26 protein-coding genes and 2 pseudogenes are annotated in these 22738 nt (G+C 61.7%); 19 read left to right on the top strand and 9 right to left on the bottom strand.

What is annotated here, in order from left to right; all coding sequences use genetic code 11:
* Positions 1–12 precede the first annotated feature (12 nt).
* The 6 genes from D2T30_RS05510 to D2T30_RS05490 form a co-directional block, all read right to left on the bottom strand.
* Positions 13–255: a hypothetical protein gene (locus D2T30_RS05510; RefSeq protein ID WP_128208063.1), complete on the bottom strand. Its 243-nt coding sequence runs from the start codon at positions 253–255 to the stop codon at positions 13–15.
* Complete coding sequence (locus D2T30_RS05505) at positions 252–545, bottom strand: hypothetical protein (RefSeq protein ID WP_128208062.1); 294 nt, start codon at positions 543–545, stop codon at positions 252–254. The genes D2T30_RS05510 and D2T30_RS05505 overlap by 4 nt, the downstream gene beginning before the upstream one ends.
* Entirely contained in the window at positions 538–714 is a 177-nt protein-coding gene (locus D2T30_RS23015; RefSeq protein ID WP_164884223.1) for a hypothetical protein, read from the bottom strand. The genes D2T30_RS05505 and D2T30_RS23015 overlap by 8 nt, the downstream gene beginning before the upstream one ends.
* Positions 714–1154, bottom strand: coding sequence for a RadC family protein (radC, locus tag D2T30_RS05500; protein WP_128208061.1), 441 nt, complete (start codon positions 1152–1154; stop codon positions 714–716). The genes D2T30_RS23015 and radC overlap by 1 nt, the downstream gene beginning before the upstream one ends.
* A complete protein-coding gene (locus tag D2T30_RS05495; protein WP_128208060.1) occupies positions 1147–1350 on the bottom strand; it encodes a hypothetical protein in 204 nt (67 codons plus the stop codon). The genes radC and D2T30_RS05495 overlap by 8 nt, the downstream gene beginning before the upstream one ends.
* A gap of 179 nt (positions 1351–1529) precedes the next feature.
* On the bottom strand, positions 1530–2729 hold the full coding sequence (locus D2T30_RS05490) for a DUF932 domain-containing protein (protein WP_128208126.1): 1200 nt from the start codon (positions 2727–2729) through the stop codon (positions 1530–1532).
* 474 nt (positions 2730–3203) lie between these two features.
* On the opposite strand from D2T30_RS05490, the gene D2T30_RS05485 reads away from it, so the two are divergent.
* Complete coding sequence (locus D2T30_RS05485; protein ID WP_206612867.1) at positions 3204–3635, top strand: helix-turn-helix domain-containing protein; 432 nt, start codon at positions 3204–3206, stop codon at positions 3633–3635.
* Between the two features lie 48 nt (positions 3636–3683).
* Here D2T30_RS05485 and D2T30_RS05480 read toward each other — a convergent pair whose 3' ends face one another.
* The gene (locus D2T30_RS05480) at positions 3684–5693 is read right to left on the bottom strand and encodes an ATP-dependent helicase (protein WP_128208058.1); all 2010 of its coding nucleotides are present in this window, start codon (positions 5691–5693) and stop codon (positions 3684–3686) included.
* A 183-nt stretch (positions 5694–5876) separates the two neighbouring features.
* On the opposite strand from D2T30_RS05480, the gene D2T30_RS05475 reads away from it, so the two are divergent.
* From D2T30_RS05475 to D2T30_RS05450, 6 genes are all read left to right on the top strand, one after another.
* Positions 5877–6311 (top strand): MerR family transcriptional regulator, encoded by a 435-nt coding sequence (locus D2T30_RS05475; protein ID WP_128208057.1) that lies wholly within the window; start codon positions 5877–5879, stop codon positions 6309–6311.
* Entirely contained in the window at positions 6241–6660 is a 420-nt protein-coding gene (locus D2T30_RS05470) for a carboxymuconolactone decarboxylase family protein (protein WP_241651207.1), read from the top strand. Before D2T30_RS05475 ends, D2T30_RS05470 begins: the two co-directional genes overlap by 71 nt.
* A complete protein-coding gene (locus D2T30_RS05465; protein ID WP_128208056.1) occupies positions 6657–7445 on the top strand; it encodes an NHL repeat-containing protein in 789 nt (262 codons plus the stop codon). The genes D2T30_RS05470 and D2T30_RS05465 overlap by 4 nt, the downstream gene beginning before the upstream one ends.
* A gap of 501 nt (positions 7446–7946) precedes the next feature.
* Positions 7947–8999 (top strand): sensor histidine kinase, encoded by a 1053-nt coding sequence (locus D2T30_RS05460; RefSeq protein ID WP_128208055.1) that lies wholly within the window; start codon positions 7947–7949, stop codon positions 8997–8999.
* Between the two features lie 178 nt (positions 9000–9177).
* Positions 9178–9594, top strand: a complete 417-nt coding sequence (locus tag D2T30_RS05455; protein WP_128208054.1) for a CopG family transcriptional regulator — start codon at positions 9178–9180, stop codon at positions 9592–9594.
* A 21-nt stretch (positions 9595–9615) separates the two neighbouring features.
* The gene (locus D2T30_RS05450; RefSeq protein ID WP_128208053.1) at positions 9616–10707 is read left to right on the top strand and encodes an extracellular catalytic domain type 1 short-chain-length polyhydroxyalkanoate depolymerase; all 1092 of its coding nucleotides are present in this window, start codon (positions 9616–9618) and stop codon (positions 10705–10707) included.
* Between the two features lie 241 nt (positions 10708–10948).
* Here D2T30_RS05450 and D2T30_RS05445 read toward each other — a convergent pair whose 3' ends face one another.
* Positions 10949–11152, bottom strand: a complete 204-nt coding sequence (locus D2T30_RS05445; protein ID WP_394343106.1) for a hypothetical protein — start codon at positions 11150–11152, stop codon at positions 10949–10951.
* A 178-nt stretch (positions 11153–11330) separates the two neighbouring features.
* Between D2T30_RS05445 and D2T30_RS05440 the strand changes: the two genes are divergently transcribed.
* The 6 genes from D2T30_RS05440 (at position 11331) to D2T30_RS05415 (ending at position 15273) form a co-directional block, all read left to right on the top strand.
* Positions 11331–12065 (top strand): Crp/Fnr family transcriptional regulator, encoded by a 735-nt coding sequence (locus D2T30_RS05440; RefSeq protein ID WP_128208051.1) that lies wholly within the window; start codon positions 11331–11333, stop codon positions 12063–12065.
* A 242-nt stretch (positions 12066–12307) separates the two neighbouring features.
* Positions 12308–12622 (top strand): hypothetical protein, encoded by a 315-nt coding sequence (locus D2T30_RS05435; protein WP_128208050.1) that lies wholly within the window; start codon positions 12308–12310, stop codon positions 12620–12622.
* Positions 12619–12963 carry a hypothetical protein gene (locus tag D2T30_RS05430; RefSeq protein ID WP_128208049.1) on the top strand — a complete coding sequence of 115 codons (345 nt, stop codon included), beginning with the start codon at positions 12619–12621 and terminating at the stop codon, positions 12961–12963. The genes D2T30_RS05435 and D2T30_RS05430 overlap by 4 nt, the downstream gene beginning before the upstream one ends.
* A 193-nt stretch (positions 12964–13156) precedes the next feature.
* Positions 13157–13654, top strand: coding sequence for a hypothetical protein (locus D2T30_RS05425; protein ID WP_128208048.1), 498 nt, complete (start codon positions 13157–13159; stop codon positions 13652–13654).
* A 160-nt stretch (positions 13655–13814) separates the two neighbouring features.
* Positions 13815–14126 (top strand): hypothetical protein, encoded by a 312-nt coding sequence (locus tag D2T30_RS05420; protein ID WP_128208047.1) that lies wholly within the window; start codon positions 13815–13817, stop codon positions 14124–14126.
* A 238-nt stretch (positions 14127–14364) separates the two neighbouring features.
* Positions 14365–15273 carry a transglutaminase family protein gene (locus D2T30_RS05415; protein WP_241651206.1) on the top strand — a complete coding sequence of 303 codons (909 nt, stop codon included), beginning with the start codon at positions 14365–14367 and terminating at the stop codon, positions 15271–15273.
* Between the two features lie 26 nt (positions 15274–15299).
* Here the strand turns inward: D2T30_RS05415 and D2T30_RS05410 are convergent, their stop codons facing one another.
* Positions 15300–16397, bottom strand: coding sequence for an FAD-dependent oxidoreductase (locus tag D2T30_RS05410; RefSeq protein WP_128208045.1), 1098 nt, complete (start codon positions 16395–16397; stop codon positions 15300–15302).
* Between the two features lie 62 nt (positions 16398–16459).
* Between D2T30_RS05410 and D2T30_RS05405 the strand changes: the two genes are divergently transcribed.
* The 6 genes and pseudogenes from D2T30_RS05405 (at position 16460) to D2T30_RS05380 (ending at position 22570) form a co-directional block, all read left to right on the top strand.
* On the top strand, positions 16460–16921 hold the full coding sequence (locus tag D2T30_RS05405) for a MarR family winged helix-turn-helix transcriptional regulator (RefSeq protein ID WP_128208044.1): 462 nt from the start codon (positions 16460–16462) through the stop codon (positions 16919–16921).
* Positions 16922–16948: 27 nt separating this feature from the next.
* Positions 16949–17113, top strand: a complete 165-nt coding sequence (locus D2T30_RS05400) for a transposase domain-containing protein (RefSeq protein ID WP_164884222.1) — start codon at positions 16949–16951, stop codon at positions 17111–17113.
* A 164-nt stretch (positions 17114–17277) separates the two neighbouring features.
* Positions 17278–18509 (top strand): annotated as a pseudogene (locus D2T30_RS05395) (putative DNA modification/repair radical SAM protein).
* Positions 18506–20019, top strand: a pseudogene (locus D2T30_RS24075) (UdgX family uracil-DNA binding protein). The pseudogenes D2T30_RS05395 and D2T30_RS24075 overlap by 4 nt, the downstream one beginning before the upstream one ends.
* A 15-nt stretch (positions 20020–20034) precedes the next feature.
* Positions 20035–20352, top strand: coding sequence for a hypothetical protein (locus D2T30_RS05385; RefSeq protein ID WP_128208042.1), 318 nt, complete (start codon positions 20035–20037; stop codon positions 20350–20352).
* A 169-nt stretch (positions 20353–20521) separates the two neighbouring features.
* Positions 20522–22570, top strand: a complete 2049-nt coding sequence (locus D2T30_RS05380; RefSeq protein WP_128208041.1) for a catalase — start codon at positions 20522–20524, stop codon at positions 22568–22570.
* Positions 22571–22738 lie beyond the last annotated feature (168 nt).

The raw sequence follows: 22738 nt of genomic DNA, 5'->3' as shown, positions 1-22738 counted from the left end.
CAGCGCCTTGCGTCAGAGGACGTCACGAAAAGAGCTGAAGCTGTCCTGCGACCCATAGGGTCGAACCGAGATCAGGAAGTCCTCAAGGAAGGCGATTGCCACCTTGTCGTGGAAGCGGTCCAGAGCCGCTTCCGCATCCGTTGCGCCGACAAGCCAGGCGCCATCCACCGCACAGTTGCCCTCAATATCGATATCGTAGGGATCAAGGTCATCCCAGGACACGAGAGCGACGACCTCCACGATGAAGCGCATCATGCCTGCGTCTCCTTGGGATAGATCTCATTGATGATCTGCTCGACGGTCTTTCCCCGATGGCGATCGAAGCTCCTCGTCCAGACCTCCTGGCCGAAGACATTCCATTCATCGAGCCCGGGCCGGATTGAGGCATCCAGCATGAGACATGCCGCCATCGCGTCGGAATGATCGCGATTGGTCTCGAACGCGAATTCCAGGGTCCGGGTCGTCGGCGCCGATCGATCCGGATAGCGCCGGAAATGGGCGGTGATGGTGCGCAACTGGCGCCGGAAGGTTGCCCGATCAGTCATGGGAGACCTCCGCGGTATCAAAACAGTCGCAAGCCTCGACCAGTTCAGCGTCCGACACGGTGATCGCGCGGCGCAGCAAAGCCAGCCGGAGCATGGCCGGGGTGACGTCTGAAGCATCCTGTTTTGCCGACGTGACCTCGAAGGCGAAATCAAAGGCATGGCTGAACATCAGATCACCCCCCTGGCGCGAAGGCTGACCTCGAACCCAGCTCCAACGATGATATGGTCGTGCAGGGTGATATCGAGCGCCTGACAGGCTTTGCGGACCTTTTTGGTCATGGCGATATCGGCTTCTGACGGCTCAGGATCCCCGGCGGGATGGTTGTGACAGATCAGGATCGCTGTGGCGTTCAGCAGGAGCGCGCGCCTGACCACTTCACGCGGATAACACGGCACATGATCCACCGTGCCAACCGAGACCGTCTCATCGGCGATGAGCCGGTTCTTGCGGTCGAGGAACAGGACATGCAGCCGTTCCCGCTCGCCGCGAACGGTCAGAGAGCAATAGTCAAGCACGGCCTGCCAGGAGGCGAGAACAGGGTTGCGGTTGAAATGCCGTAGCAGGATCTCCCTCGCCTCGGTAATGGTGCGTTTTTCCTGCTCAGTCATCGCAGCGCCCTCCCGGTCCGGCGGCCGCGGATGACAGGTCCTCATCGTCATCATCCTCCGTGACATCGAACTGGAATTCCTGGGTGATGAAATCGTTGAGCCGATACGCCAGATCAATATGGTTGCCGGCCGAAAGCCCGAGGGCCATGAAGGCTGCGTGGACGGCTGCGTCCACCTTGTCGTCAAAGGTCTGCATCTCGATCCTCATGGGATTGCGGCCAGCCCCTGCCCTGCTGTCAGATCAGCAATGGGGGAGATTGGCCGAAAAAAGGGGAATACCGGTACCCGGCGCTGGTCAGCACCGCGATACCGTGTGACGGTCGCCCTGCTCAGAAGACCCAAGGCAGGGCGACCGGAAGGTACGGTGACGGTGGATCAGCTGACCCGGTCGAGCAGCTTCTTCGCTTTGCCCTCATACTCAAGGCGGGCATCCTGATGCGGTTTCTCCCGCGCCAGCCGGGTGATGCCTTGTACGAAATCGAAGATGCTCGACGGCGGGTGTCCCTCTTCCTTCAGCACCTTGTCGATGATCGCCGCGGTTTCCGGCCGGGAAAATCCGCGCTTGCGCAGGAACTCCTGGCGATCCTCATCGCTGCGCGCCACGATCTGCTGCCGAGCCGCCTTGATGCCGTTGATAAAGGGCTGGGGTGAGGAGTTGGCGAAGCGGGTCAGCGCCGGCGCCGCCTCATGCGCAAAGCGACCGGCGGCATATTTCGAGTGCCGGATGGTGATTTCCTGAAAATCCTCGACCCCCCAAAGCTGGCGGTTCTGGCAAACGGCGCGCAGGTAGAAACTCGCGATCCCGAGCGTCTTTGCGCCCACCTCGGAATTCCAGGCATAGAAGCCGCGGAAGAAGAGATCCGGCGATCCGTCGGGAAGCTTCCCCGCCTCGATCGGGTTGAAGTCGTCAACCAGGAAGACGAACACGTCGCGGTCAGATGCATAGAGCGTCGTGGTATCGCGGCTGATCTCGACATCGGGGTTATAGACCCCGGTCGACCAGTCGAGCACACCCGGCACTTTCCACCTCGTGTCCCCCGTCCCGCTGCCCGCAATCTTCTGCACAGCCTCGATCAATTCGTGATCATGGATCCGCCCATAATCGGGACCAGTGACTGCCCGCAGAGCAACGCGGCCATCATCGGTTTCGAGGGTCTTGATCTGCTCGGACCTGTCGCCCGAAAGACCATATTGCAGGTTGATCCCGGCAAGGGGCGCGGGCAGTTGGCGCAGGTAGTTCGCAGGCGCGCCGACCAGGCTGGCGAGTTGGCCGAAGGCCCAATGGGTCGGGGCGACCGGCGCATCGGCCTTGGGCAGGATCAGCTGCAGCTTTTCGGGATTTTCGCGGCTGGCTTCGACATGGATGCGCGACGATTCCACGATCCGCGTACGGCTGCGCTCGGACCGGGATTTCACCGAAGACCAGAGGTCGTCGAGCGAGAGAAAGCGTTCATCATCGGGACGATTGAACCACTCGGAGGAGACGCGGCCGACCCGCTCTCCCCGGCTGACGTCCACCTTGTAGCCACCGCTGCGCTGCGGGCGCGCGGGTTCCAGAATCTCGACCTGTGCCATCATAGTGCTCCGGGCGACCCCAGGAGCCCCTCTCCCGGTCGCAAGCCGCCGCCCCACCCCTTCCCTCCTCTCGCTCTCCCCCGCGCTGGCGTCGACCACCCCTTTCTGGCAGCCAGCGCCTGCTGTGATGCGAGTTCTTGAACCGCCAACAGATTGATCTCGTGTCGATATCGCTGTGATGGCTTGCCCACGGAATATGTAAGACGGTAGAAGGAACCTAGAACGGGTACGCACCGTTCCCGGGGCGTGGAAACCCCGAAATCTATCGGTAAGGGCGTCGACCGTTGCGGCGCCAGATTCCTTGACCATGCGGTCGGGGAGCCTGTGGCGTATGTCCAGGCCTCCAATGCTAAAGGTCACAGGGGCCGAATAGATTCGGTTTTTCCAACTTCCCGATCATGGGTCCAGGAAGCGATTGCGGGGGCGTACCGCAGATTTCGCATCCGAGCGGACACCTGTAGCAAAACATGGGGAGTGAGCCCGACGGAAAGCACGTCAGAACAATCCCGACAGTCTGCCCAGCTGATCAACCGCATGATCGGTGAACGGCTTTTGGCGCTCCGATCATCCCGGAACCTGACGCTCGCTGCGGTCGCGCAACGGCTGACTATCAGCTACCAGCAGGTGCAAAAATATGAGCGAGGGCAAAGTTCGATGTCGGTGGCCCGGCTCTACGATTTTGCTCAGATCTACGAGGTAGCGCCGGCGGAATTCTTTCGTGAGCTGCCCCCCAACGCGGGGCTTGGCAGCCATTTGGATCTATCGGTTCCAGGCTTCGCAGACAGTCCGGAAGGTCAGAGCTTTCTTTCGGCCATAGCGCATATGCCGCCGGGTGCCCGGAGAACTTTGCTGGCCTTCCTCCGCGCCCTGCCCACGGAGGGCACTTTTACCGTCCCAGGCGTTTGATATTCCAAAACAGCAGCAGGACTGCTTCGCTTCGAAAAGCGGAGATGGCTATTGCCACATTCCGCGAAGCCGCAGACCAACATCGATGGAGGGAGGTTGCGGGACAGCACCGGCTGCAGTGAGCCTCGGTGCCCAATGCGTCACTTCGAAGTGGTTGAGCAGTTCGCGCGGGATGAAGCGGCTGCGCGCTGCATAGATATGGCGATCCGCGTTTCGGGTTTGCTGGGTCACATAGAATCTCTGCGGAACCCCGAGCGAAAGCTGCTCCTTTGCGCGGGTCATGGCGACGTAAAGCAAGCGCCGTTCTTCCTCGATTTCTGCCGTCTGCCCGGTTCCCAGGTCGGAGGGGATGCAGCCGTCGACCACGTTGAGAACGAAGACTGACTTCCACTCCTGCCCTTTGGCGGAATGAATGGTCGAGAGGATCAGATAGTCCTCATCCTTCAGCGGAACACCGGCCTGCCCGCTCGTCGCATCCGGCGGATCGAGCGTCAGATCCGTCAGGAACCGTTCGCGGGTCGGATATCCCATCGCGATCTGCTCGAGTTGGAGGAGATCGGCCCGTCGAAACTCCGCATCCTCGTGGATACGGTCAAGCTGTGGATCATACCAGGCGCGGGCCCGGCCGAGCGCATCGGGCCAATCCGTGGCCTGCAGCGCATCGATCAGTTCCGGCCATCCCATCGATTTTGGAGGGGCCGTCATACTGGCCAGGGCCACCAATGGCTGCATCGATGTGCTGATATGGTCCAGCACCTTTCCCGTCGTGCCCGGACCGATCCCGGGCAGCAGTTGCAGCACGCGGAACCCGGCAACCCGGTCGTGAGGATTCTGCGCGAACCGCAGAACAGCCAGAAGATCCTTGACATGGGCGCTGTCCAGGAACTTCAGGCCGCCGAACTTCACGAAGGGGATATTGCGGCGCGTCAGCTCTACCTCAAGCTGACCCGCATGGCTCGAGGTACGGAACAGCACGGCCTGCTGTTTCAGCGGCATGCCCGTCTCCCGGTTGCTCAGGACCTGATCGGCGATATGGCGCGCCTGATCGGCCTCGGTCGCATAGGTCACGATCTTCGGCTTCACGGCAGAGGTCCGGTCGGTCCAGAGATCCTTGGTGTAGCGCTCGCGGGCCTGCGCAATCACCGCGTTTGCAGCTTCGAGGACGGGCTGGGTTGAGCGGTAATTGCGATCCAGCGTGATGATGCCCGCCGGCGGGTCGAAACTTGCCGGGAAGTCGAGGATGTTTCGGACTGTGGCTGCCCGAAAGGCATAGATCGACTGGGCGTCATCCCCGACGACGGTCAATCCCCGACCGTCCGGCTTCAGCGCCAGCAGAATGCGGGACTGCAAGCGGTTGGTATCCTGATACTCGTCGATCAGCACATGATCCCACAATGCGCCCAGATGCGCGGCAAAGGCCGGTTCCTCCATGACCTGTGCCCAGATGAGGAGGAGATCGTCGTAGTCGAGCACATTCTGGCTCTGCTTGGCCTCGACATAGCTCGCGAAGAGCTGCTTCAACTGCTCCTCCCAGCCGATCACCCAGGGGAAGTGCTGCTTCAGCACCGCCTCCAGCGCCTCTCCGGAGTTCACGGCGCGGGAATAGATCGAAAGGCAGGTCCCCTTGGCGGGAAAGCGGGTTTCGGTCGCCGAGAGGCCAAGGCTGTGGCGGCAAAGATTCATGAGATCCGCAGAATCTTCGCGGTCATGGATGGAAAAATCGGGATTGAGCCCGATTTGAGGCGCGATCTCCCGCAGAACCCGGGCGCTGATACCGTGAAACGTCCCGGCCCAGGTCAGCGCCTCGGCCGCATAGCCCGCGCCCATGGCCTCAGAGGTGATCCGTTCGACCCGGCGGGTCAGTTCGGTGGCGGCCCGGCGGGAGAAGGTCATCAGGAGAATCCTCCTCGGATCGGCCCCCTTTGTGAGCAGATGGGAAACGCGATGTGCCAGCGTGTTGGTTTTGCCGGAGCCAGCGCCGGCAATGACCAGCAGGGGCCCTGCCCCGTATTCCACGGCTTCTCTCTGCCGGTCGTTCAGCCTGTCCAGATACCCCATGCCCTGCGCGCGCCCCAAGTTTCGGTCAAGCTTAACGCGGGCAGAACGGAAAGGGAACAATCTTGCGGCTCGAATGATGTTTCTCTGCTGGCGCATGTCAGGTCTGGAAGTCTTGAGAAAGTCTCTTGACTTAGAGTGCACTCGAACCCGTAGCTTCCTTTGCGTCGTGATGAGAAGCAGGTCATGAAGATCGGGGAACTCGCCAAACGTGCCGGATTGTCAGCCCATACGCTCCGCTACTACGAGCGGATCGGGTTGTTGCCGCGCGCCGACCGTGATGCCTCCGGCCAGAGGGACTACGACGCCTCGATCATCAGCTGGATCGGGTTTCTGGAGCGCCTGAAAACCACTGGCATGCCGATCCGCGAGATGCTGCGCTACGCGGCCCTGCGCGAACAGGGTGCCGAAACTGGCACGGCGCGACGTGTTCTTCTGGAGGCGCATCGGGACAAGGTGCGCGCCCATGTGGCCGATCTTCAGGCCGCGCTTCTCGTCCTCGACACCAAGATCGGCGGTTATGCCGAGGCGGAACAGAGGATGGAAAACCATGATGCAGAACTCCCCGATGTCAGGCGAAAGCCGGTTGGAGCGCGGCCGGCGCGCGCTCGCGGAAATTGACGGCGCGGCCGGGCAGAACGTGGTCGATGCGCTGGCGGGCATCGCGCCCGACTTCGCCACTTACCTGTTCGAGTTTCCCTTCGGCGACATCTATTGCCGACCGGGGTTGAGCCTGCGCGACCGCGAAATCGCCACAATAGCCGCACTGGCGGCCATGGGCACCGCCGCACCACAACTGAAGGTGCATATTGAGGCCGGGCTGAATGTCGGAATCTCTAAGCACGAGATCACCGAGATCCTGATGCAGATGGCGGTCTATGCTGGTTTCCCGGCAGCCCTGAACGGATCATTTGCAGCGAAAGAGGTCTTCTCGCGGCATGAGACTGCAAGCGAGGAGGCCGGCGCATGATCCTGTCTCGACGCACGCTGATCGCCTCCGCCATCGCCTGCACCGCGTTGCCAGCCCACGCCGCCACGCCCGAGCGGCTATGGGACGGGTTCCGTTCGCCGGTCGGCATGGGGTTCGATGCGGCCGGAAACCTCTATGTCGCGGAATGGAGCGCGGGTATTGTATCCCGCGTTGCTCCAGACGGCAGCCGGTCCACCTTCGCCGACGGATTGTCGGGACCCTCGGGACTGGCGGTCGGGCCGGATGGAATGATCTATGTCGCCTCATACTCCAGCGACCTGGTCTGGCGCTTCACGCCTGACGGGCAGCGCAGCACGCATATCACCGGCCTCGCGACCCCTGCCGGGCTGAGCTTCGACCGGGCCGGCCGATTGATGATCGCCAATCGCAGGACGAATGAAATCCTAGCTGTGCAGGATGGCAACCTCGTTTCGGTCATTGATGGCCTGCGCACGCCAGTAGGGGTCGTGCAGACCCCGAATGGCGGCTACGTCGTGTCGAACATCGGCGGTGGCGTGACAGTCCTTCGGCCAGACGGCACCCGCATAGAGGCTGGTCAGGATATCGCGACACCCGGCCCCGGCATCGCGCAGACAGAAGACGGTCGAGTGTTCGTCGTGGATTATGGCAACACGACGGTTCGGGAAATCCTGATGTCAGGCGGTTCGCGGGTTTTGGCCGACGGCTTCTCCAGCCCGGTCGGGCTTGTGCCGGCACCCGACGGCCGCACGCTGCTGACGGCAGACTGGGGCAACGGCGCGGTATGGAGGGTTCCCCTTGAGTGATCGGAGCACCGTCTTTCAGAGCGCTACAAATACCCTGCCTCTCGCCTTTGGACGCTCCGGAATGTACCGCAACCGGTTTGGGAATGGCTGCCAAACTGCCTGCCATCTGCACAGCTTGATGACTGCCGACGGCACTAAGGGCCTGCCATGCGGGCCGCTCGCTGAAAGCCCTCCATCTGACCAACCTCCTCCCACAGGATCGGCACAGCGTGCGAAAAGTTCGCCTGACAGATGTGCGCCATTTCACCCGCAGCGTGATCGACCACTCGGACCCCAATACGGTACTATGCTGAAATAGTCGCTCGTCAACGATATAGAGTGGAAAGCTGATTTTGGTATCAGAGATGCAGCCTTGCTCCCACCATACTAATTAAGAGTGATGCCAGTCTGGGGTGGACGTGGTAGGTTGGCTCAGGATGCCGACCCAGGGCTTGTACTGGACTGCGTTCCTGCCGAGTGATGGCTCGCATCGCGAGCTTTCGGCCCATGGGGGCCATTTTTATGTCCAAGATACCTGTTGCCCATTTCGAAGCGGCGAGCACGCTCGCTGTCGTGGTTTCATCGAACGAGCCGCTGCTTTTCCTGTCCGAAGACCAGAAGGTCATCGCGGCCAGTACATCGTTCTGCCGTGCCTTTGAGATCGATCCGGCGACAATTCCCGGCAGACCGCTCAGCGCGCTTGGAAACGGCGAATGGGCGATGCCCAGGCTTGCCTCGCTGCTGAAGGCGACCGCTTCAGGCCGTGCACAGATCGAAGCCTACGAAATCGACCTCAAGCGGCCGAACCGGAAGACACGGAGCCTTGTCGTCAATGCGCGGACGCTCGATGACGGCATAAAGGATCACATTCGGCTGCTGCTGGCGGTGACCGACGTGACCGACGCGCGCGCTGAGGCCCGACAGAAAGACGATCTGGTTCGGGAAAAGGCCGTCCTGCTCCAGGAGGTTCAACACCGGATCGCGAATAGCCTCCAGATCATTGCCAGCGTCCTGATGCAGAGCGCACGTCGGGTACAGTCGGAAGAGGTGCGCGGGCATCTCCACAACGCCCATCACCGGGTGATGTCGATCGCGGCTGTACAGAAGCAACTCTCCACGTCACCAGGCGGCAACGTCGAACTCCGTACCTATCTGACGCAACTTTGCGCGAGCCTCGCTGCGTCGATGATCGCCGATCCGGACCGGCTGTCGATATCGGTAAGTGTTAATGACAGCGCCGTGGAGGCGGACGCCTCCGTCAGCTTGGGGCTTATCGTCACAGAACTGGTGATCAACGCCCTCAAGCACGCATTCCCTGATCAGCCCACGGGCGCGATCGCGATCGACTACAACTCGGCGGGCGGGGATTGGACCCTTTCGGTCACCGACGACGGCATCGGCATGTCGACGGGGGGCGATGCGCCCAGGGCGGGCCTGGGGACGGGTATCGTCGAGGCACTCGCCAGAAATCTAGAGGCAGAGATCCGGTTGAGCGATGCAGACCCCGGCACCGCCGTGACCATCACTCATCGGGAGGCACCGATCGCCAATGCCGACCCTCCAGCGGCGGTGTAGGAATTCCTCACCTGAGGCTCGCAAACCGCGCTACATCACCTGATGCGGGCAGCTTGCTGTGCTTCGGTCAACCGGGCCGCGAATGCTATTGGCACCCCACACAGGCGCAGCGTTCCGCAATGGGCCTTGTATTCTGCATTTCGACATCCAAATACCATCCATACAGATGGAGAATCCGATGGGCAACGTCAGACAGCTGCGCGAAGCTCAGCCCGAGAACGAGAAGATCACGATCAATCTGGGCTATGTCGATCTGGGCCGGATAGATCTTCTGGTGCAGGAGGGCTTCTATGCGAACCGAAGCGACTTCATCCGCACTGCCATCCGCAAGCAACTCGACGCGCAGGGTGAGGCGGTCAGCAATTCGATCCAGCGGCACACGCTGGAACTTGGTCTGCGCGATTATACGCGGGCCGATCTCGAGGCCCTGCGCGATACCGGTAACGTTTTGCATGTGAAGGTCGTGGGCCTCGCGCGCATCGCTGCCGATGTCTCGCCGGAGCTCGCGCGGGCCGTGATCGGCTCGATCACCGTGCTTGGCGGATTGCAGGCAACCTCCGAGGTCAGGAAAGCGCTCGCCGACCGCATCCGGTAGCCCCCGAAAAGGACAGATACCATGAGAGCTTTCCCCTCCCGCGCTTGGAGTGCGGCGGCCAGTCGCCTGCGCTCCGCAGCGCCTTCCTTCGCCAATGGTCTGGTCATACAAACGCTCGCGCGCCACGGCCTTGTGTTGAGGCCTGCCGCCGACGCAGCAGTCGATTCGCTGGCGGCGGGACCCTTGCAGGACATGATGGCCCGCCTGCGCCCGCACGGGCCGCGAGACGAGGATCCCTCGGAAGGCCTTCCCCAGGGCGCGCGGTTTCTGGAAGACCGATTTACCTGCGAGGCTGGCACCCGCCGCTATCGCACCTACGTGCCCGCCTCGGCCTGCGCTGGCGCTACGGGCATGATCGTCATGCTGCACGGCTGCACCCAGACCCCGGAAGATTTTGCCGCGGGCACCGGCATGAACGATCTGGCAGAGGCGCGTGGCTTTATTGTCGTCTACCCGCACCAATCGCGCGGGGAAAATGCCCAGTCCTGCTGGAACTGGTTTCGGCGCGGCGATCAACTCCGGGATCGGGGAGAACCGGCGATCCTTGCTGATCTCGCGCGAAAGGTCGCCTCAGAACATGGAGTGCCCGGCGACCGGATATTCGTTGCGGGTCTTTCGGCCGGGGCCGCGATGGCCGTCATCTTGGGCGAAACCTATCCCGATGTCTTCTCGGGTGTAGGGGCACATTCGGGATTGCCAGCGGGTTCTGCCAAAGATGTGCCGTCGGCATTTACCGCCATGGCGGGAAACGGAAGCGCTTCTGCTCCTCGAAAAGGAGCTTCGGCAGTACGGACGATCATTCTGCACGGCACCGCCGACGCGACCGTCCACCCCTCGAACGGCGAGCAGATCGCGCAGCGTGTCCTCGACCTCGGACCAGGCCAGACCATCCAGATCGAGGATTGCGGCCAAGCCGGAGGACGCGCCTATAGCCGCAAGACGACGCTGAGCGGAACAGAAAGCCTCGCCCTTGTCGAAGAGTGGAAGATTGAAGGGCTGGGCCATGCGTGGTCGGGCGGTTCTGCGCGGGGATCTTACACCGACGCGCAGGGGCCTGACGCAAGTGGCGCTATGGTCGCCTTTTTCTTCGGAAACGCCAGGCTGGGGTCCTGAAAGCATCGGCATGGTCTCTGCCACTCAAAGCCGCGTCGGGCGTTAAAAGTGGCGGGACACGCCCTCTGCAAAATGGGTGAACCTCTTCCTGGTGTTAGAAACCCAGGGCTCGGCGTAAACCTGAGGGAGCGGAGGGACGCCATATCGAAGCCGCGTCGCATGCTGACGCGCTTGATCGGAAGATCATCTCTCCAAATATCGGCCCTCGAGACAATGGCAACCCGTTGTTTGCGTTTCAGATTCACCCGGGCGCGCTTCCTTCAATCTTGATCCCATTGATCAGGTTGGCGACGCTTTGATGCATCTCCATCTCTGTTGCATTGCCCGCTGCATTCTCATGCGCGGCTGCCGCATCGCGGAGCACGCCTGCGATCTCGCGTTCGGGCAGAAGTTTGTGGTCATTGATGGCGAGCAGGAGCGCCTCGCAAATGGAAAGTGCTGCCATTCCTGCATGATCTGTCTGGCCGGGCATCGCGCGAGGTCCTTTTGGTATACAAGGGATCAGGACACGACAGAATCCCGATGAGTTGCATCATCCTGACAGTAAGTTCTGTCGGCTGGACTGCTCCAGAGCAGCCTGCCCGCTGGCCTGTCGTGAATTCCGCTCCAACCGGGAGAAGCCGTTGAACCCTGTCGAAAGCAGCCCGCTGACCCGGAAACTGTCCGCCTTCGTGGCCTTGTCAGCGGTTGATCTGGAAACCCTTGCTCGCTTTCACCGGCGGCGCAGAACCTTCCTCGCCGGGCATGAGATGATGCACGAGGGCCAGTCGAACGCCTCCGCCTTCATCCTGGCCGAAGGCTGGGCCTGTTCCTATAAGATGCTGCCCGATGGCGGGCGCCAGGTCGTGAACTTCCAGATCCCCGGCGATTTTCTGGGCTTGCGCAGCATCCTGTTCCGAACCTCGGACCTGAGCCTTGAGGCGCTGACGAATATCGAAGCCTCCGAGGTTTTTGCCCCGGATATTCTCGGCGCCTTTGCCGAGGCACCCCGGCTGGCCACCGCCGTCCTCTGGGCCTCATCCCGGGACGAAGCGATGATGGTCGAGCATCTGGTCAATCTCGGGCGACGCTCTGCGGTGGAGCGAATGGCGCATCTGCTGCTGGAACTTGGGGCACGGCTGAAACTCGTAGGGGTGGGCGACAGGACGGGGTTCACCTGTCCTCTGACCCAGTATCATCTGGCTGACGCGCTTGGCCTGAGCGCCATTCACGTCAACCGGGTGCTGCGGCAATTGCGGGAGGACGGGCTGGTCACGTTCCAGAAGGGCAAGGTGGTCTTTAACGATTTCGGCCGCCTTCAGGCACTGGCGGGTTTCGACACCGGGTATATGGATCACGATGGTCCGCTGCTGCGGTGAGCAATCTTGTTCGCGGCAGCGCGTTGGCACCTTCCCCGCGAACTGCGCTCACCTGTTCGAAAGACCGCAACTTGCACTGCAGTATTGGCGACCGCTTTTGCTGGAGGCTAACACTGATCAGCCCCGGATCGTGAAGACTGGCGTATGCTTCGTTAGGAATTTGGCCATCTCATCGGCTCTTGTCATCAGCAGGGCGCGGCATCTGGCCAATGCCAACATCAGAAACACTCGGAGGGTCGGAGATGAACACGCGGTCATCCAGAAAACAGGTGACATTTTCCCATGCGTTCACTCTGTCCGGGTATTCCGACGTCCTTCCCGCCGGAAAATATGACGTCCTTGTCGAGGAGGAACTCCTGCAGGGGCTGAGCTTTGAAGCATACCGTCGGACCTCGACCTGTATGATGGTCGGCGGCAAGGGCAAAGAAGCGGGTCGGGTCGAGATGCGCCCGGTCACCGAAGAAGATCTGGAAGCGGCACTGAGCCGTGACCTGGCATTCTCAATTGATGCACAACCACGCGGCGCGGCGCAATCTCCGCAGGAGAACCTGAAATGAACACTCCCGAATGGCTGAAACCCGGTATCTACGGCGCCGTGATCGGAGCGGTGGTGATCGGCATCGCCGGATTCTCCTGGGGTGGTTGGATGACCGGGGGCGGCGCGACCAAGATGGCAAGCGCGGTCGCCCATGACGGAGTGATCGCGGCCCTGGTCCCCATCTGCCTTGACAGATCGCGCACCGATCCCGATCGCCTCGCGAAGCTCGCGACGATCCAGGCGGCATCCACCTCCCAGCGTCGCGATGCACTGATGCAGACCGGCTGGGCGACCATGCCGGGCAATGATACGCCGAACCGCGATCTGGCGCAGGCCTGCGTGACCGGGCTGGAACTCTAGGGAGATTGTGCTGGCACAATCTCCCGGCAGTCCATCTCGTCAAGCTTTTAGATTGCGCAAGCAAGCATCGGGGCAGACGGCGCCAATCGTCAAGCCTATCGCAAATCCGGAAAAACGGGGAGTGCCTCCGCGAGCATACGACTGTGTTCTGAAGGCTCACATCCGACCATCGGCACAGCAAAGGAGTGCGTGAATGGAGGGCCTGATCCGCAAGACGACCGCAGTTTTTCTGAGACCCTTCACTGTCCCGGGCTTTGATGAAACGCTCCCGGCCGGAGAGTACGATCTGGAAACAGAACTCTCGGTGCCTGCGAGTCACCTGGACCCGGAAAACTGGAGAGCTTCTGTTCTGGTGCGGTTACACCCGCGTGAGTCACATCCTGGACTGGCGCGGAGTCTGACGCTTTCGTTGACGGACCTGGATCGCGCTCATGCAAAGGACAAAATGTCGGGGAAAGAGCTTACCGAGCTGTTCCTGGAAGATATGCTCGCCGATCCGATGACACGGCTCGTGATGCAGGCTGACGGAATTTCTGAGGGGCACCTTCGGCGCATATATGAAGGTTCAAACATATCTGAACCTGTCGGACCCGACCAGATCCGCGCGCCCCGAATGCCATTGAGCAGTGTCCGGGAAGTCAATGCCATTCAGGCTGCCGAGAACGAGGGGATGCCGTCTCTCACGATTTAGCATCGGTGAAACACGATAGATCATCGTGTGGGACGAGATCCGCGACGACTGATCCAAATCAGGGGATCACCAAGGATCGGATCGTCGGGCACGGCGTTTATTCGGCAAGGATATTGCACCAGTCCTGATCGCAGCGGGACATTTTCAAGGGAGGACCGCCATGACAGATGATCCGGTGAACCTCGATGCCCGGCGCACGACCGAAGGTCAGATGGCGACCGATTTCCGGCGTCATTCCCTGAAGGAATTCGAAGCGGATCAGGAGGCGTTGCGCCGTCGGCAGGAAGAGCTCGAGGCACAGCTCCTGGCCGAACCGGCGGTGACCTGGCACGAAGCGGCCATCAAAGCGCAATACCTGATCCGCCGCTACTCTGAAACCGCGGAATCCCAGGACGCCCGGAAACAGAAACTGATTCAGCGCGCGCTTGGTGATCTGGCCCGGCTGATCGAAGATGAACCGAAAATTCCATGAACAAACCCGTTCCAGAAGATGCCTTTCAGCGGCCCGCCGTCGCGGATGTCCCGACCCAACGAACCTGTATGCGTTGCGGGACGGTATTCTGGAGCGAAGGCTTCGGCGAGCGCATCTGCCGGCACTGCAAATCGTCGCATGCCTGGCGAAATGCAGCCCCCATAAGCCACGGCTCCCCCCGCAGAACCTGAGGCGCCCCTCCGAAGCCCCTTCCTCCCTGACCAGCGCAGGATGTCATTTGACCCTTCTCGAAACGGCCCATATAACCACCTACCGTTACCGGCACCCGGTGTCTCTCGGTCCCCATCGGCTGATGCTGCGCCCGCGTGAATCGCGAGACCTGGGCCTGCTGTCCCACAGTATTTCTGTGACACCCGAAGCCGTGGTCACCTGGGCGCATGACGTCTTTGGCAATACCGTCGCCACGGCCAGCTTCGGTGCGCCAACCGAGCACCTGGTGATCGAAAGCCGTGCGCGGATCGAACTGACAGCGCCGAACTGGCCGGTGTTCTCGATCGCGGCCTCGGCCGTCAGCTGGCCGTTCCTCTATCCGAATGATGACCTGACCGATCTCGGAGCTCTTGCCGTACCGCAATATCAGGATAGCGCGGGCGAGCTTGCCCGATGGGTCGAGGGTTTCATCTTCAGCCGCCCGACCGACACATTGTCCCTTCTCAAGGATGTCAGTGATGGCGTCTCCAACCAGATTTCCTACCAGAGTCGGGAAAGTGAGGGCACCCAGTCCCCACTTGAAACTCTGCGCCGTGGCTGGGGATCGTGCAGGGATTTCGCGGTTTTATTGGCCGAAGCGGCACGGACCCTGGGATTTGGAGTCCGCATCGTATCCGGTTATCTGTTTGATCCCCAGGACAATCTGGTCGGCTCCGCCGGACCAGGATCAACCCATGCCTGGGTTGAGATTTTTGTACCTGGCGCTGGATGGATTACCTTCGATCCCACCAACCGGAGCGTGGGGCCGAAAAACCTGATCCCGGTAGGCGTCGCGCGTGACGTTCACCAGATCGTCCCCGTCGCAGGAAGCTTCAGCGGCAGCAGTGATTCACTCATCGAACTGGCGGTGAATGTCACCGTCGCGGCGGGAAATTTCGGGGACGCCACCGCCGGACAGCTATCCTTCGCCCGATGACGTTGATTGTTTGATTTTTCGAAAGCTCAGGCGCGCTGGCGGACGGGCGATGGTCCCGCGAACCATTCGGTGAAGCCCGGGATGATTTCGCGCATATGGGATTGCGCGCGATCCCTGATGCAGATTTCGCATTGCCGCAGCGCCTCTTGCCAGTCCGACCCATCGCCAATGGCGACAGCAAGGTCTGTGGCATCAAGCATGGCAAGGTTCACGCCCACCCCCAGCGGGGGCATCAGATGCGCGGCATCTCCGATCAGCGTAATGCCGGGATGCGCCTGCCAGCCGAAGTCCGCCGGCAGGCTGTAGATCGGCCGCTCGATGAAAGCCGCGCAGCCGTCGAGAAGGCTGCGAAGGTTCGCGGCCCACCCCTGATAGATATGCCTCACCAGCTCGGGCGCAGGCATCTGTGCCAGCTGTGTTTTCAGCCATTCCTGCGGCCTTTGCACGGCAGCATAGACGCAGATCCGGCCTTCGCCGTTCCTTTGGGCAAAAACCGCCTCAGGCCCGCCGAAGGAAAACAGCGAGCCATGACCGACAAGGTCGGTCTGTGCGGGGGTCGGGGTCTCGATCCAGCCTTCAAGGAACGTGACCCCGGTGTAGAACGGAGCCACAGGCGTGAGAGCTTTGCGCACACGCGACCATGCGCCGTCAGCGCCGATCACGACATCGGCCTCAACGCGCGCGCCGCTTTGAAATACCATGGTGTGGCGGCCCTGCGTGCCGATCTCGACATGATCGAGACGCGCGCCCCAGATAAAGCAGCCAGGCGGAAGCGCCCCGAGCAGCAGCTGTCGCAAAAGGCCTCGGTCGATCTCGGGCCGGTCCATGTCCTCTTCCGGGTGCGGCGGCGTCTGTTCCACCTGACCGGTGACCGGGTCTATATCCGTGCTGTTCTGGTCTTCATGGCGTGCGATCGCCCGGAAACTGTCCAGCAGCCCGGCGCGGTGAAGCGCCAACTGGCCCGAGTCCGCATGCAGATCGAGCGTACCACCTTGCTTGCGGTGATCGGCCGAGGGGTCCGCCTCGTAAACCCGCACCTGATGGCCCTGCCTGTGCAGGATGATCGCCGCCGTCAACCCGCCTGGCCCGCCCCCGACGATTGCGATCTGAAGTGATCTGGACATTGCCCCGAAGCCCCCACAGAGATACATTGGGGCCGATATATAATACATCGGAGCCAATGTAAATGCCCTCACTCACGCATGAGGCCGCTTCGCATCGAAATCCAGGCCGCCTGTTGAACCAGGTTGCGCGGCTGATCACGCGTGACTTTGATCGACGGCTGGCGCCGCTCGGCATCAACGTCGCGTATATGCCCGTGCTTGGGGCGCTGAAGGCTGCCGGGCATCTGTCGCAGAAAGAGCTTGCCGAGATGGGCCGCATCGGTCAGCCAGCCATGGCCCAGATGCTCGACCGGATGGTGAAAGAGGGGCTGCTTATTCGCACGACGGACAGCGCCGATCGTCGCAGGGCGCTTTTCGCGCTTTCGCAGAAGGGCCGCGATCTGATGCCCGAAGTCGGACGCATTCTCGAAACCGGGAATGTAGAAATCTTTTCGGCCCTCGGCTCGGATGGCTTTGGCAGGCTGATCGCACTGTTGCGGCAGCTGGAACACCATCTGGCAGGAAAAGACGAGGCCACCTCATAACGAAGAATGTGTCAAAGCAATCTTGCGGTGTGGCCGCCACCGCGCGCGCCCTTACTGCCGGTCACCCTGATCGAGCCCGCCAGGATCGCCGCCGTCGATCCCTACGATTGGCTCGCCGACACGCTCGCCCGCATCCCCGACGACAAGACCAACGAGGTCGATGATCTGTTTCCCTCTCGCAGGAATGGGTAGCGGTCAGCCCGAACGCTTACGGATCTGAGTGGGCTTGGGCTACCGACGCTGATCGGTTGGCCCCGGAGCAGCGTCGGCCGCTGACCCGGGTCTGCCGTCCCGATTTCCGCTTGCCTGCTGGCATGGAAATTGACGAACATTTCATGAACATATATTCCCCCTGCATGGCAAGAACGACGCTTCAGCACAAACTCGCGATCCTTTCGGATGCGGCAAAGTATGACGCCTCCTGTGCGTCAAGCGGGGGCGAGAAGCGCGACTCCCGTAAAGGCGGCATCGGCTCCTCCGGCGGCAGCGGCATCTGCCACGCCTATACGCCGGACGGGCGCTGCATCAGCCTGCTGAAGATCCTGATGACCAATTTCTGCATCTTCGACTGCGCCTATTGCATCAATCGGGTGTCATCCAACATCGAACGTGCGCGCTTCTCGGTCGACGAAGTTGTAACGCTGACTTTGGAATTCTACCGCAGGAACTACATTGAGGGCTTGTTCCTGTCCTCCGGCATCATCCGGTCGCCCGATCAGACCATGGCGGATATGGTTCGCATCGTCAGGACCCTGCACCAGAACCACGGGTTCAGAGGTTATATCCATCTCAAGACTATCCCGGATGCCTCACCCGACCTGATCCGTGAAGCCGGCTCCACGCCGACCGTCTCTCGATCAACGTCGAGCTGCCGCAGGATGCCAGTGTCCGCCAGCTCGCTCCCGAGAAACGGCCAGAGACGATCCGCGCCGCCATGGCGCAGGTGCGTCTGGAAGGCGAGGCGGCAAAGGAGCGAAGCCACACCGGGAAACGCCCTGCCCGTTTCGCGCCCGCCGGGCAGAGTACGCAGATGATCATCGGCGCGGACGGCACCGATGACGTGACGATCCTGAAAAGCTCGACCCGGCTTTACGCTGGCTACAAGCTCCGGCGCGTCTATTACTCGGCCTTCTCCCCCATCCCTGACGCCTCATCGGTGCTGCCGCTGGTTCAGCCACCCTTGCTGCGTGAACACAGACTATATCAGGCCGACTGGCTCTTGCGCTTCTACGGCTTCAGCGCCGAGGAAATCGCGACGGGCACAAATGCGGGCCATCTCGATCTGGAGATCGATCCCAAACTTGCGTGGGCACTGCAGCATCGCGGCCTTTTTCCCGTCGAGGTGAACCGTGCCGGACGCGACATGCTGCTACGCGTACCGGGGTTCGGCACCCGCACCGTGGACCGCATCGTCACCGAACGCCGGACGCGATCCATGCGCTACGAGGACCTCGTGCGAATGGGAGCGCTGATGAAAAAGGCCCGCCCCTTCATCACCCTGCCCGGCTGGTCCCCCGGCGGCCTGACGGACAGCGCAGATCTGCGCGCCCGGTTTGCACCGCCGCCAGAGCAACTGAGCCTGTTGTGAGCTATACTGTCACACTGCCCGGGCGCGGCACCTTTGATGCCTGGCGCGAAGCTGCCCGTATTGCGATCAGCCACCGGATTCCGCCCGACGAAATCAGTTGGACCGGTGGGGGTGGATTATTCGCCGCAGCCCCCCTGCCCGATACGCCCGGACCCCATCAGACGCGTGTGCCCGGAGGTTTTCTGAAACTCGCCGGATCAGTGATCTGGCATTCTGCGCCCGAACGGACAGCGCTTCTCTATCGGGCACTCTGGCAGCTTGACCGGCGGCAGGGTGATCCGCTGTCGCAGGCCGATCCGCTGGGCCGTCGCCTGAACCTGATGGCGAAATCGGTGGGGCGCGACATCCACAAGATGCATGCTTTCGTGCGCTTCCGCGAACTACCCTCTGAGGGCCGGCGCCGCTTCGCTGCCTGGTTTGAGCCAGAGCATGACACGCTGGAGCCCGGCAGTTCTTTTTTCGTCAAACGCTTCGCGGATATGGACTGGATGATTGCGACGCCAGGCCTGACCGCACGGTTCGAAGCCGGCCGGTTGACCTTTCACAACGGCGGCGCCCGGCCCGATCTGCCCGAAGATGCCTCAGAAAGTCTCTGGGCCACCTATTTCGCCAATATCTTTAACCCGTCACGGGTGAAGCTGGATGCGATGCGCTCGGAAATGCCGAAGAAATACTGGAAGAACCTGCCGGAGACGCGCCTGATCCCGGATATGCTGCGAGATGCCGAGGCGCGGGTAGAACGTATGCGTGAAGCGGCGGCCACCCCCTGCCCCGCCCTGGAGCAGCCGCCGTGTCCACCCGCTACCGCGCCGCGATGCCAACCGCGCCCGAACGGCCGGAAACAATGGGTGAAGCGCGCGAGGCCGCCTTGCAATGCAGACGCTGTGGCCTCTGCGAGGCGGCAACACAGACCGTCTGGGGCGAAGGGCTCGCGTCGGCACGTCTGATGATCGTCGGAGAGCAACCCGGCGACCGCGAAGATCTGGAAGGCCGACCATTCGTCGGCCCCGCCGGACAGCTTCTGCGCGTACTCATGGCAGAGGCGCAGGTCGACGCCGGGCAGGTCTGGCTGACCAATGCGGTGAAGCATTTCAAGTTCGCACCGCGAGGTAAACAGCGACTGCACCAGAACCCCGACCGGCAGGAAATCCTGCATTGTCGCTGGTGGCTGGGGCTGGAACTATCCTTTATCCGGCCGCGGATGGTTCTGGCACTCGGGGCTTCCGCGGCCTTCGCGCTGACCGGAAATGACGCACCGCTCGGCCCCCGTCGCGGGCAGACCGAGACGGGGCTTCACGGCGGGCAGGTGCTGATCTCGTGGCACCCATCCGGTATTCTGCGCCAGACCGATACCGGGACAAAGATGCGCCGCCGGGCGGAGCTGACTGAGGATATAGCTGCTGCCGCGCGGGTCTGCGGTTTCCTGCCTCTCCGGACCGACCCGACGTCATCCGTGGGAACCGCTTCGTCACTTGATCGTTCTCTCTCCACAGTTTCATGGCGTGAATAGTGAAGGAGCAGAGTAATGGCCGATGCTGCCGATGACGTCCGTGCCGATCTTGAAAAGCAGATTGCCGAACTGAAGAAAGAAATGTCGAGGATCAGCAAGGCATTCTCCGCGCGCGTATCCGGAGCGGCGGAAGATGCCGACGAGGTTATCGAGGGCGGCAGAGCACGCGCCCGACACGCAGTGGCACAGGTCCGGGACCAGGCCAATGTTGCAGCGAGCGCGATGCGCGACAATCCCGGCACCACAGCAACCGTGCTGTCGACCGTGGGACTGCTGGGTCTCGCGGCGGGCTTTGTTCTTGGCGGTCTCTGCGCCGCTGATCGCCGCCGCTGATTAGTCGGCCGGAAAGGGGGCGCTTCCCCTTTCCGATTTTTCGGCGGCGACATTGCTTGCATGCGCCCCGCACTGTTTTCCGGATACCACTTCGCGAAGACCGATCTTCGACGCGCGGCCGGACGAAAAGGCCACGAACGCGCCGATCCCACCTTTGAAAGGCAGGACAATGGCAGGCAAACCCTTTGACACCATCACAGGCAATGCTGGCGAGACGCAGCAGCGCGGCGGCGCGGTTCTCACCACGAACCACGGCATTCCCGTTTCCGACAATCAGAACTCGCTGCGCGCAGGCGACCGGGGCCCGACGCTGCTGGAAGATTTCTTGCTGCGCGAAAAGATCTTCCATTTCGACCATGAGCGCATCCCCGAGCGCATCGTCCACGCCCGTGGATCCGCAGCGCATGGGGTATTCACCTGCACCGATCCGATCCCGGACCTGACCCGCGCCAGCCTTCTGAGCGAGAAGGGCAAGGATACACCCGTGTTTGTACGGTTCTCCACCGTGGCAGGTGGTGCGGGCTCGGTCGATACACCGCGCGACGTGCGGGGCTTTGCGGTTAAGTTCTACACCGATCAGGGCAACTGGGATCTGGTCGGCAACAATATCCCGGTCTTCTTCATCCAGGACGCGATCAAGTTCCCCGACCTGATCCACTCGGTGAAGATGGAGGCGGATCGCGGCTATCCGCAGGCAGCCTCTGCGCATGACACCTTCTGGGATTTCGTCTCGCTGATGCCGGAAAGCCTGCACACGGTGATCTGGGCAATGTCCGATCGGGCCATCCCGCGCAGCCTTCGGATGATGGAAGGGTTCGGCGTACACACCTTCAAATTCGTAAATGGCAAGGGCGAGACGAGCTTCGTCAAGTTCCACTGGCGCCCTGCGCTCGGTACGCAATCGCTGATCTGGGACGAAAGCGCGAAACTGCAGGGCGCCGACAACGATTACCATCGCCGCGATCTTCACGAGGCGATTGCGGCGGGAGATTACCCGGAATGGGATTTCGCGGTGCAGGTGTTCGACCAGAAACTGGCGGACAGCCTTCCCTATGACGTGCTCGACCCGACCAAGATCGTCCCCGAAGAGGTGGTGCCTCTGCGCGTCGTCGGTCGCATGGTGCTGAACCGCAACCCTGACAACCACTTCGCCGAAAATGAGCAGGCGGCCTTCCTGCCCTCGAACATCGTGCCCGGCATCGACTTCTCGGACGATCCCTTGTTGCAGGGACGCCTGTTTTCCTATCTCGACACTCAAAAATCGCGGCTCGGCACGACAAATTTTCACCAAATCCCGGTGAATGCGCCGAAATGCCCCTATGCCAATATGATGCGCGACGGGCTGATGCAGACGCAGGTGCCGAAAGGCCGGGCGAATTACGAGCCAAACAGCCTTGACCAGGCGGGCGAAGACCCCGGTCCGCGCGCCAGCGCCGAGGGGTTCTCAACGGCCCCGCAGGACATAGCGGGTGAAAAACTGCGTATCCGCGCCGAAAGCTTCGGAGACCACTACAGCCAGCCGCGCATGTACTGGCGCTCAATGACCGAGAACGAGCAGGCGCATATTGCCTCGGCCTTCGTGTTCGAACTGTCCAAGGTTGGGCTGGATCATGTTCGCGCCCGAGTGCTGTCGCATCTGCGGGTGATCGATGGGGATCTGGGCGCCCGGGTGGCGAAAGGTCTGGGCGTTGATTTGCCCGAACCCGTCACGCCATTCCGGGAACCACTCGATCTGGCCCCCTCGGATGCGCTGTCGGTCCAGAAGAACTGGAAAGAAACACTGAAGGGTCGCAAGATCGGGTTGCTGATCGCCGAAGGGTCCGACAAGGCCGGGATCGACAAACTGACTGACACCATCAAGGCGGAAGGCGGCAGTGTCTTTATCATCGCACCGAAAGTCGGGCCGCTGAAGCTGAAAGGCGGCACGATCACGCCCGGCGGTCAGCTTGCCGGTTCACCCTCGGTGCTGTTCGATGCCATCGCGATGATCCTGATGCCCGATCAGGCCGACCAGCTCGCCCGCGACAGTGCCGCCATCGGCTTTGTGATGGATGCTTTCGCACATCTGAAAGCCATCGGCCATTGCAAGGGATCCGGCGTGATCCTGTCTCGCGCCGGGATCGAGGATGGCGAGGGTGTCGGCCCGTGGGAAGACCTGCCCGAGACGGCCAAACGCCGGTATTGGGCGCGGGAAGCGAGCCTCAGGGATCTGGCATGATCCGCTGGCGGAGCGGATCGCCTTTCCCTCCTATGCAGACCCCTGCTATTCTTTGGAGAATTTCCAATCGATCCTCTTCGCCCGATCAGTCGGCCGGTGGCCCGCTTCCAAGCCAATCGTAGGGTGAGGAACCGCGAAGTGTCGCCTCGCTGAGGCGCGAGTTCTCTG

It is taken from the genome of Paenirhodobacter populi (assembly GCF_004022215.1).
GTDB classification, from domain to species: Bacteria; Pseudomonadota; Alphaproteobacteria; order Rhodobacterales; family Rhodobacteraceae; genus Rhodobacter; species Rhodobacter populi.
The sequence above is the reverse complement of the archived record's forward strand: the minus strand, read 5'-3'. Positions and strand labels throughout refer to the sequence as shown.

Bases quoted from the DNA above. Each gene is read 5' to 3' on its own strand.
- D2T30_RS05465 (WP_128208056.1), top strand. From the start codon at position 6,657: ATGATCCTGTCTCGACGCACGCTGATCGCCTCCGCCATCGCCTGCACC.
- D2T30_RS05410 (WP_128208045.1), bottom strand. From the start codon at position 16,397: ATGTCCAGATCACTTCAGATCGCAATCGTCGGGGGCGGGCCAGGCGGG.
- D2T30_RS05510 (WP_128208063.1), bottom strand. From the start codon at position 255: ATGATGCGCTTCATCGTGGAGGTCGTCGCTCTCGTGTCCTGGGATGAC.
- radC (WP_128208061.1), bottom strand. From the start codon at position 1,154: ATGACTGAGCAGGAAAAACGCACCATTACCGAGGCGAGGGAGATCCTG.
- D2T30_RS05480 (WP_128208058.1), bottom strand. From the start codon at position 5,693: ATGGGGTATCTGGACAGGCTGAACGACCGGCAGAGAGAAGCCGTGGAA.
- D2T30_RS05450 (WP_128208053.1), top strand. From the start codon at position 9,616: ATGAGAGCTTTCCCCTCCCGCGCTTGGAGTGCGGCGGCCAGTCGCCTG.
- D2T30_RS05430 (WP_128208049.1), top strand. From the start codon at position 12,619: ATGAACACTCCCGAATGGCTGAAACCCGGTATCTACGGCGCCGTGATC.
- D2T30_RS05490 (WP_128208126.1), bottom strand. From the start codon at position 2,729: ATGGCACAGGTCGAGATTCTGGAACCCGCGCGCCCGCAGCGCAGCGGT.
- D2T30_RS05495 (WP_128208060.1), bottom strand. From the start codon at position 1,350: ATGCAGACCTTTGACGACAAGGTGGACGCAGCCGTCCACGCAGCCTTC.
- D2T30_RS05420 (WP_128208047.1), top strand. From the start codon at position 13,815: ATGACAGATGATCCGGTGAACCTCGATGCCCGGCGCACGACCGAAGGT.
- D2T30_RS05460 (WP_128208055.1), top strand. From the start codon at position 7,947: ATGTCCAAGATACCTGTTGCCCATTTCGAAGCGGCGAGCACGCTCGCT.
- D2T30_RS05455 (WP_128208054.1), top strand. From the start codon at position 9,178: ATGGGCAACGTCAGACAGCTGCGCGAAGCTCAGCCCGAGAACGAGAAG.
- D2T30_RS05445 (WP_394343106.1), bottom strand. From the start codon at position 11,152: ATGGCAGCACTTTCCATTTGCGAGGCGCTCCTGCTCGCCATCAATGAC.
- D2T30_RS05470 (WP_241651207.1), top strand. From the start codon at position 6,241: ATGATGCAGAACTCCCCGATGTCAGGCGAAAGCCGGTTGGAGCGCGGC.
- D2T30_RS23015 (WP_164884223.1), bottom strand. From the start codon at position 714: ATGTTCAGCCATGCCTTTGATTTCGCCTTCGAGGTCACGTCGGCAAAA.
- D2T30_RS05380 (WP_128208041.1), top strand. From the start codon at position 20,522: ATGGCAGGCAAACCCTTTGACACCATCACAGGCAATGCTGGCGAGACG.
- D2T30_RS05405 (WP_128208044.1), top strand. From the start codon at position 16,460: ATGCCCTCACTCACGCATGAGGCCGCTTCGCATCGAAATCCAGGCCGC.
- D2T30_RS05475 (WP_128208057.1), top strand. From the start codon at position 5,877: ATGAAGATCGGGGAACTCGCCAAACGTGCCGGATTGTCAGCCCATACG.
- D2T30_RS05425 (WP_128208048.1), top strand. From the start codon at position 13,157: ATGGAGGGCCTGATCCGCAAGACGACCGCAGTTTTTCTGAGACCCTTC.
- D2T30_RS05385 (WP_128208042.1), top strand. From the start codon at position 20,035: ATGGCCGATGCTGCCGATGACGTCCGTGCCGATCTTGAAAAGCAGATT.
- D2T30_RS05435 (WP_128208050.1), top strand. From the start codon at position 12,308: ATGAACACGCGGTCATCCAGAAAACAGGTGACATTTTCCCATGCGTTC.
- D2T30_RS05505 (WP_128208062.1), bottom strand. From the start codon at position 545: ATGACTGATCGGGCAACCTTCCGGCGCCAGTTGCGCACCATCACCGCC.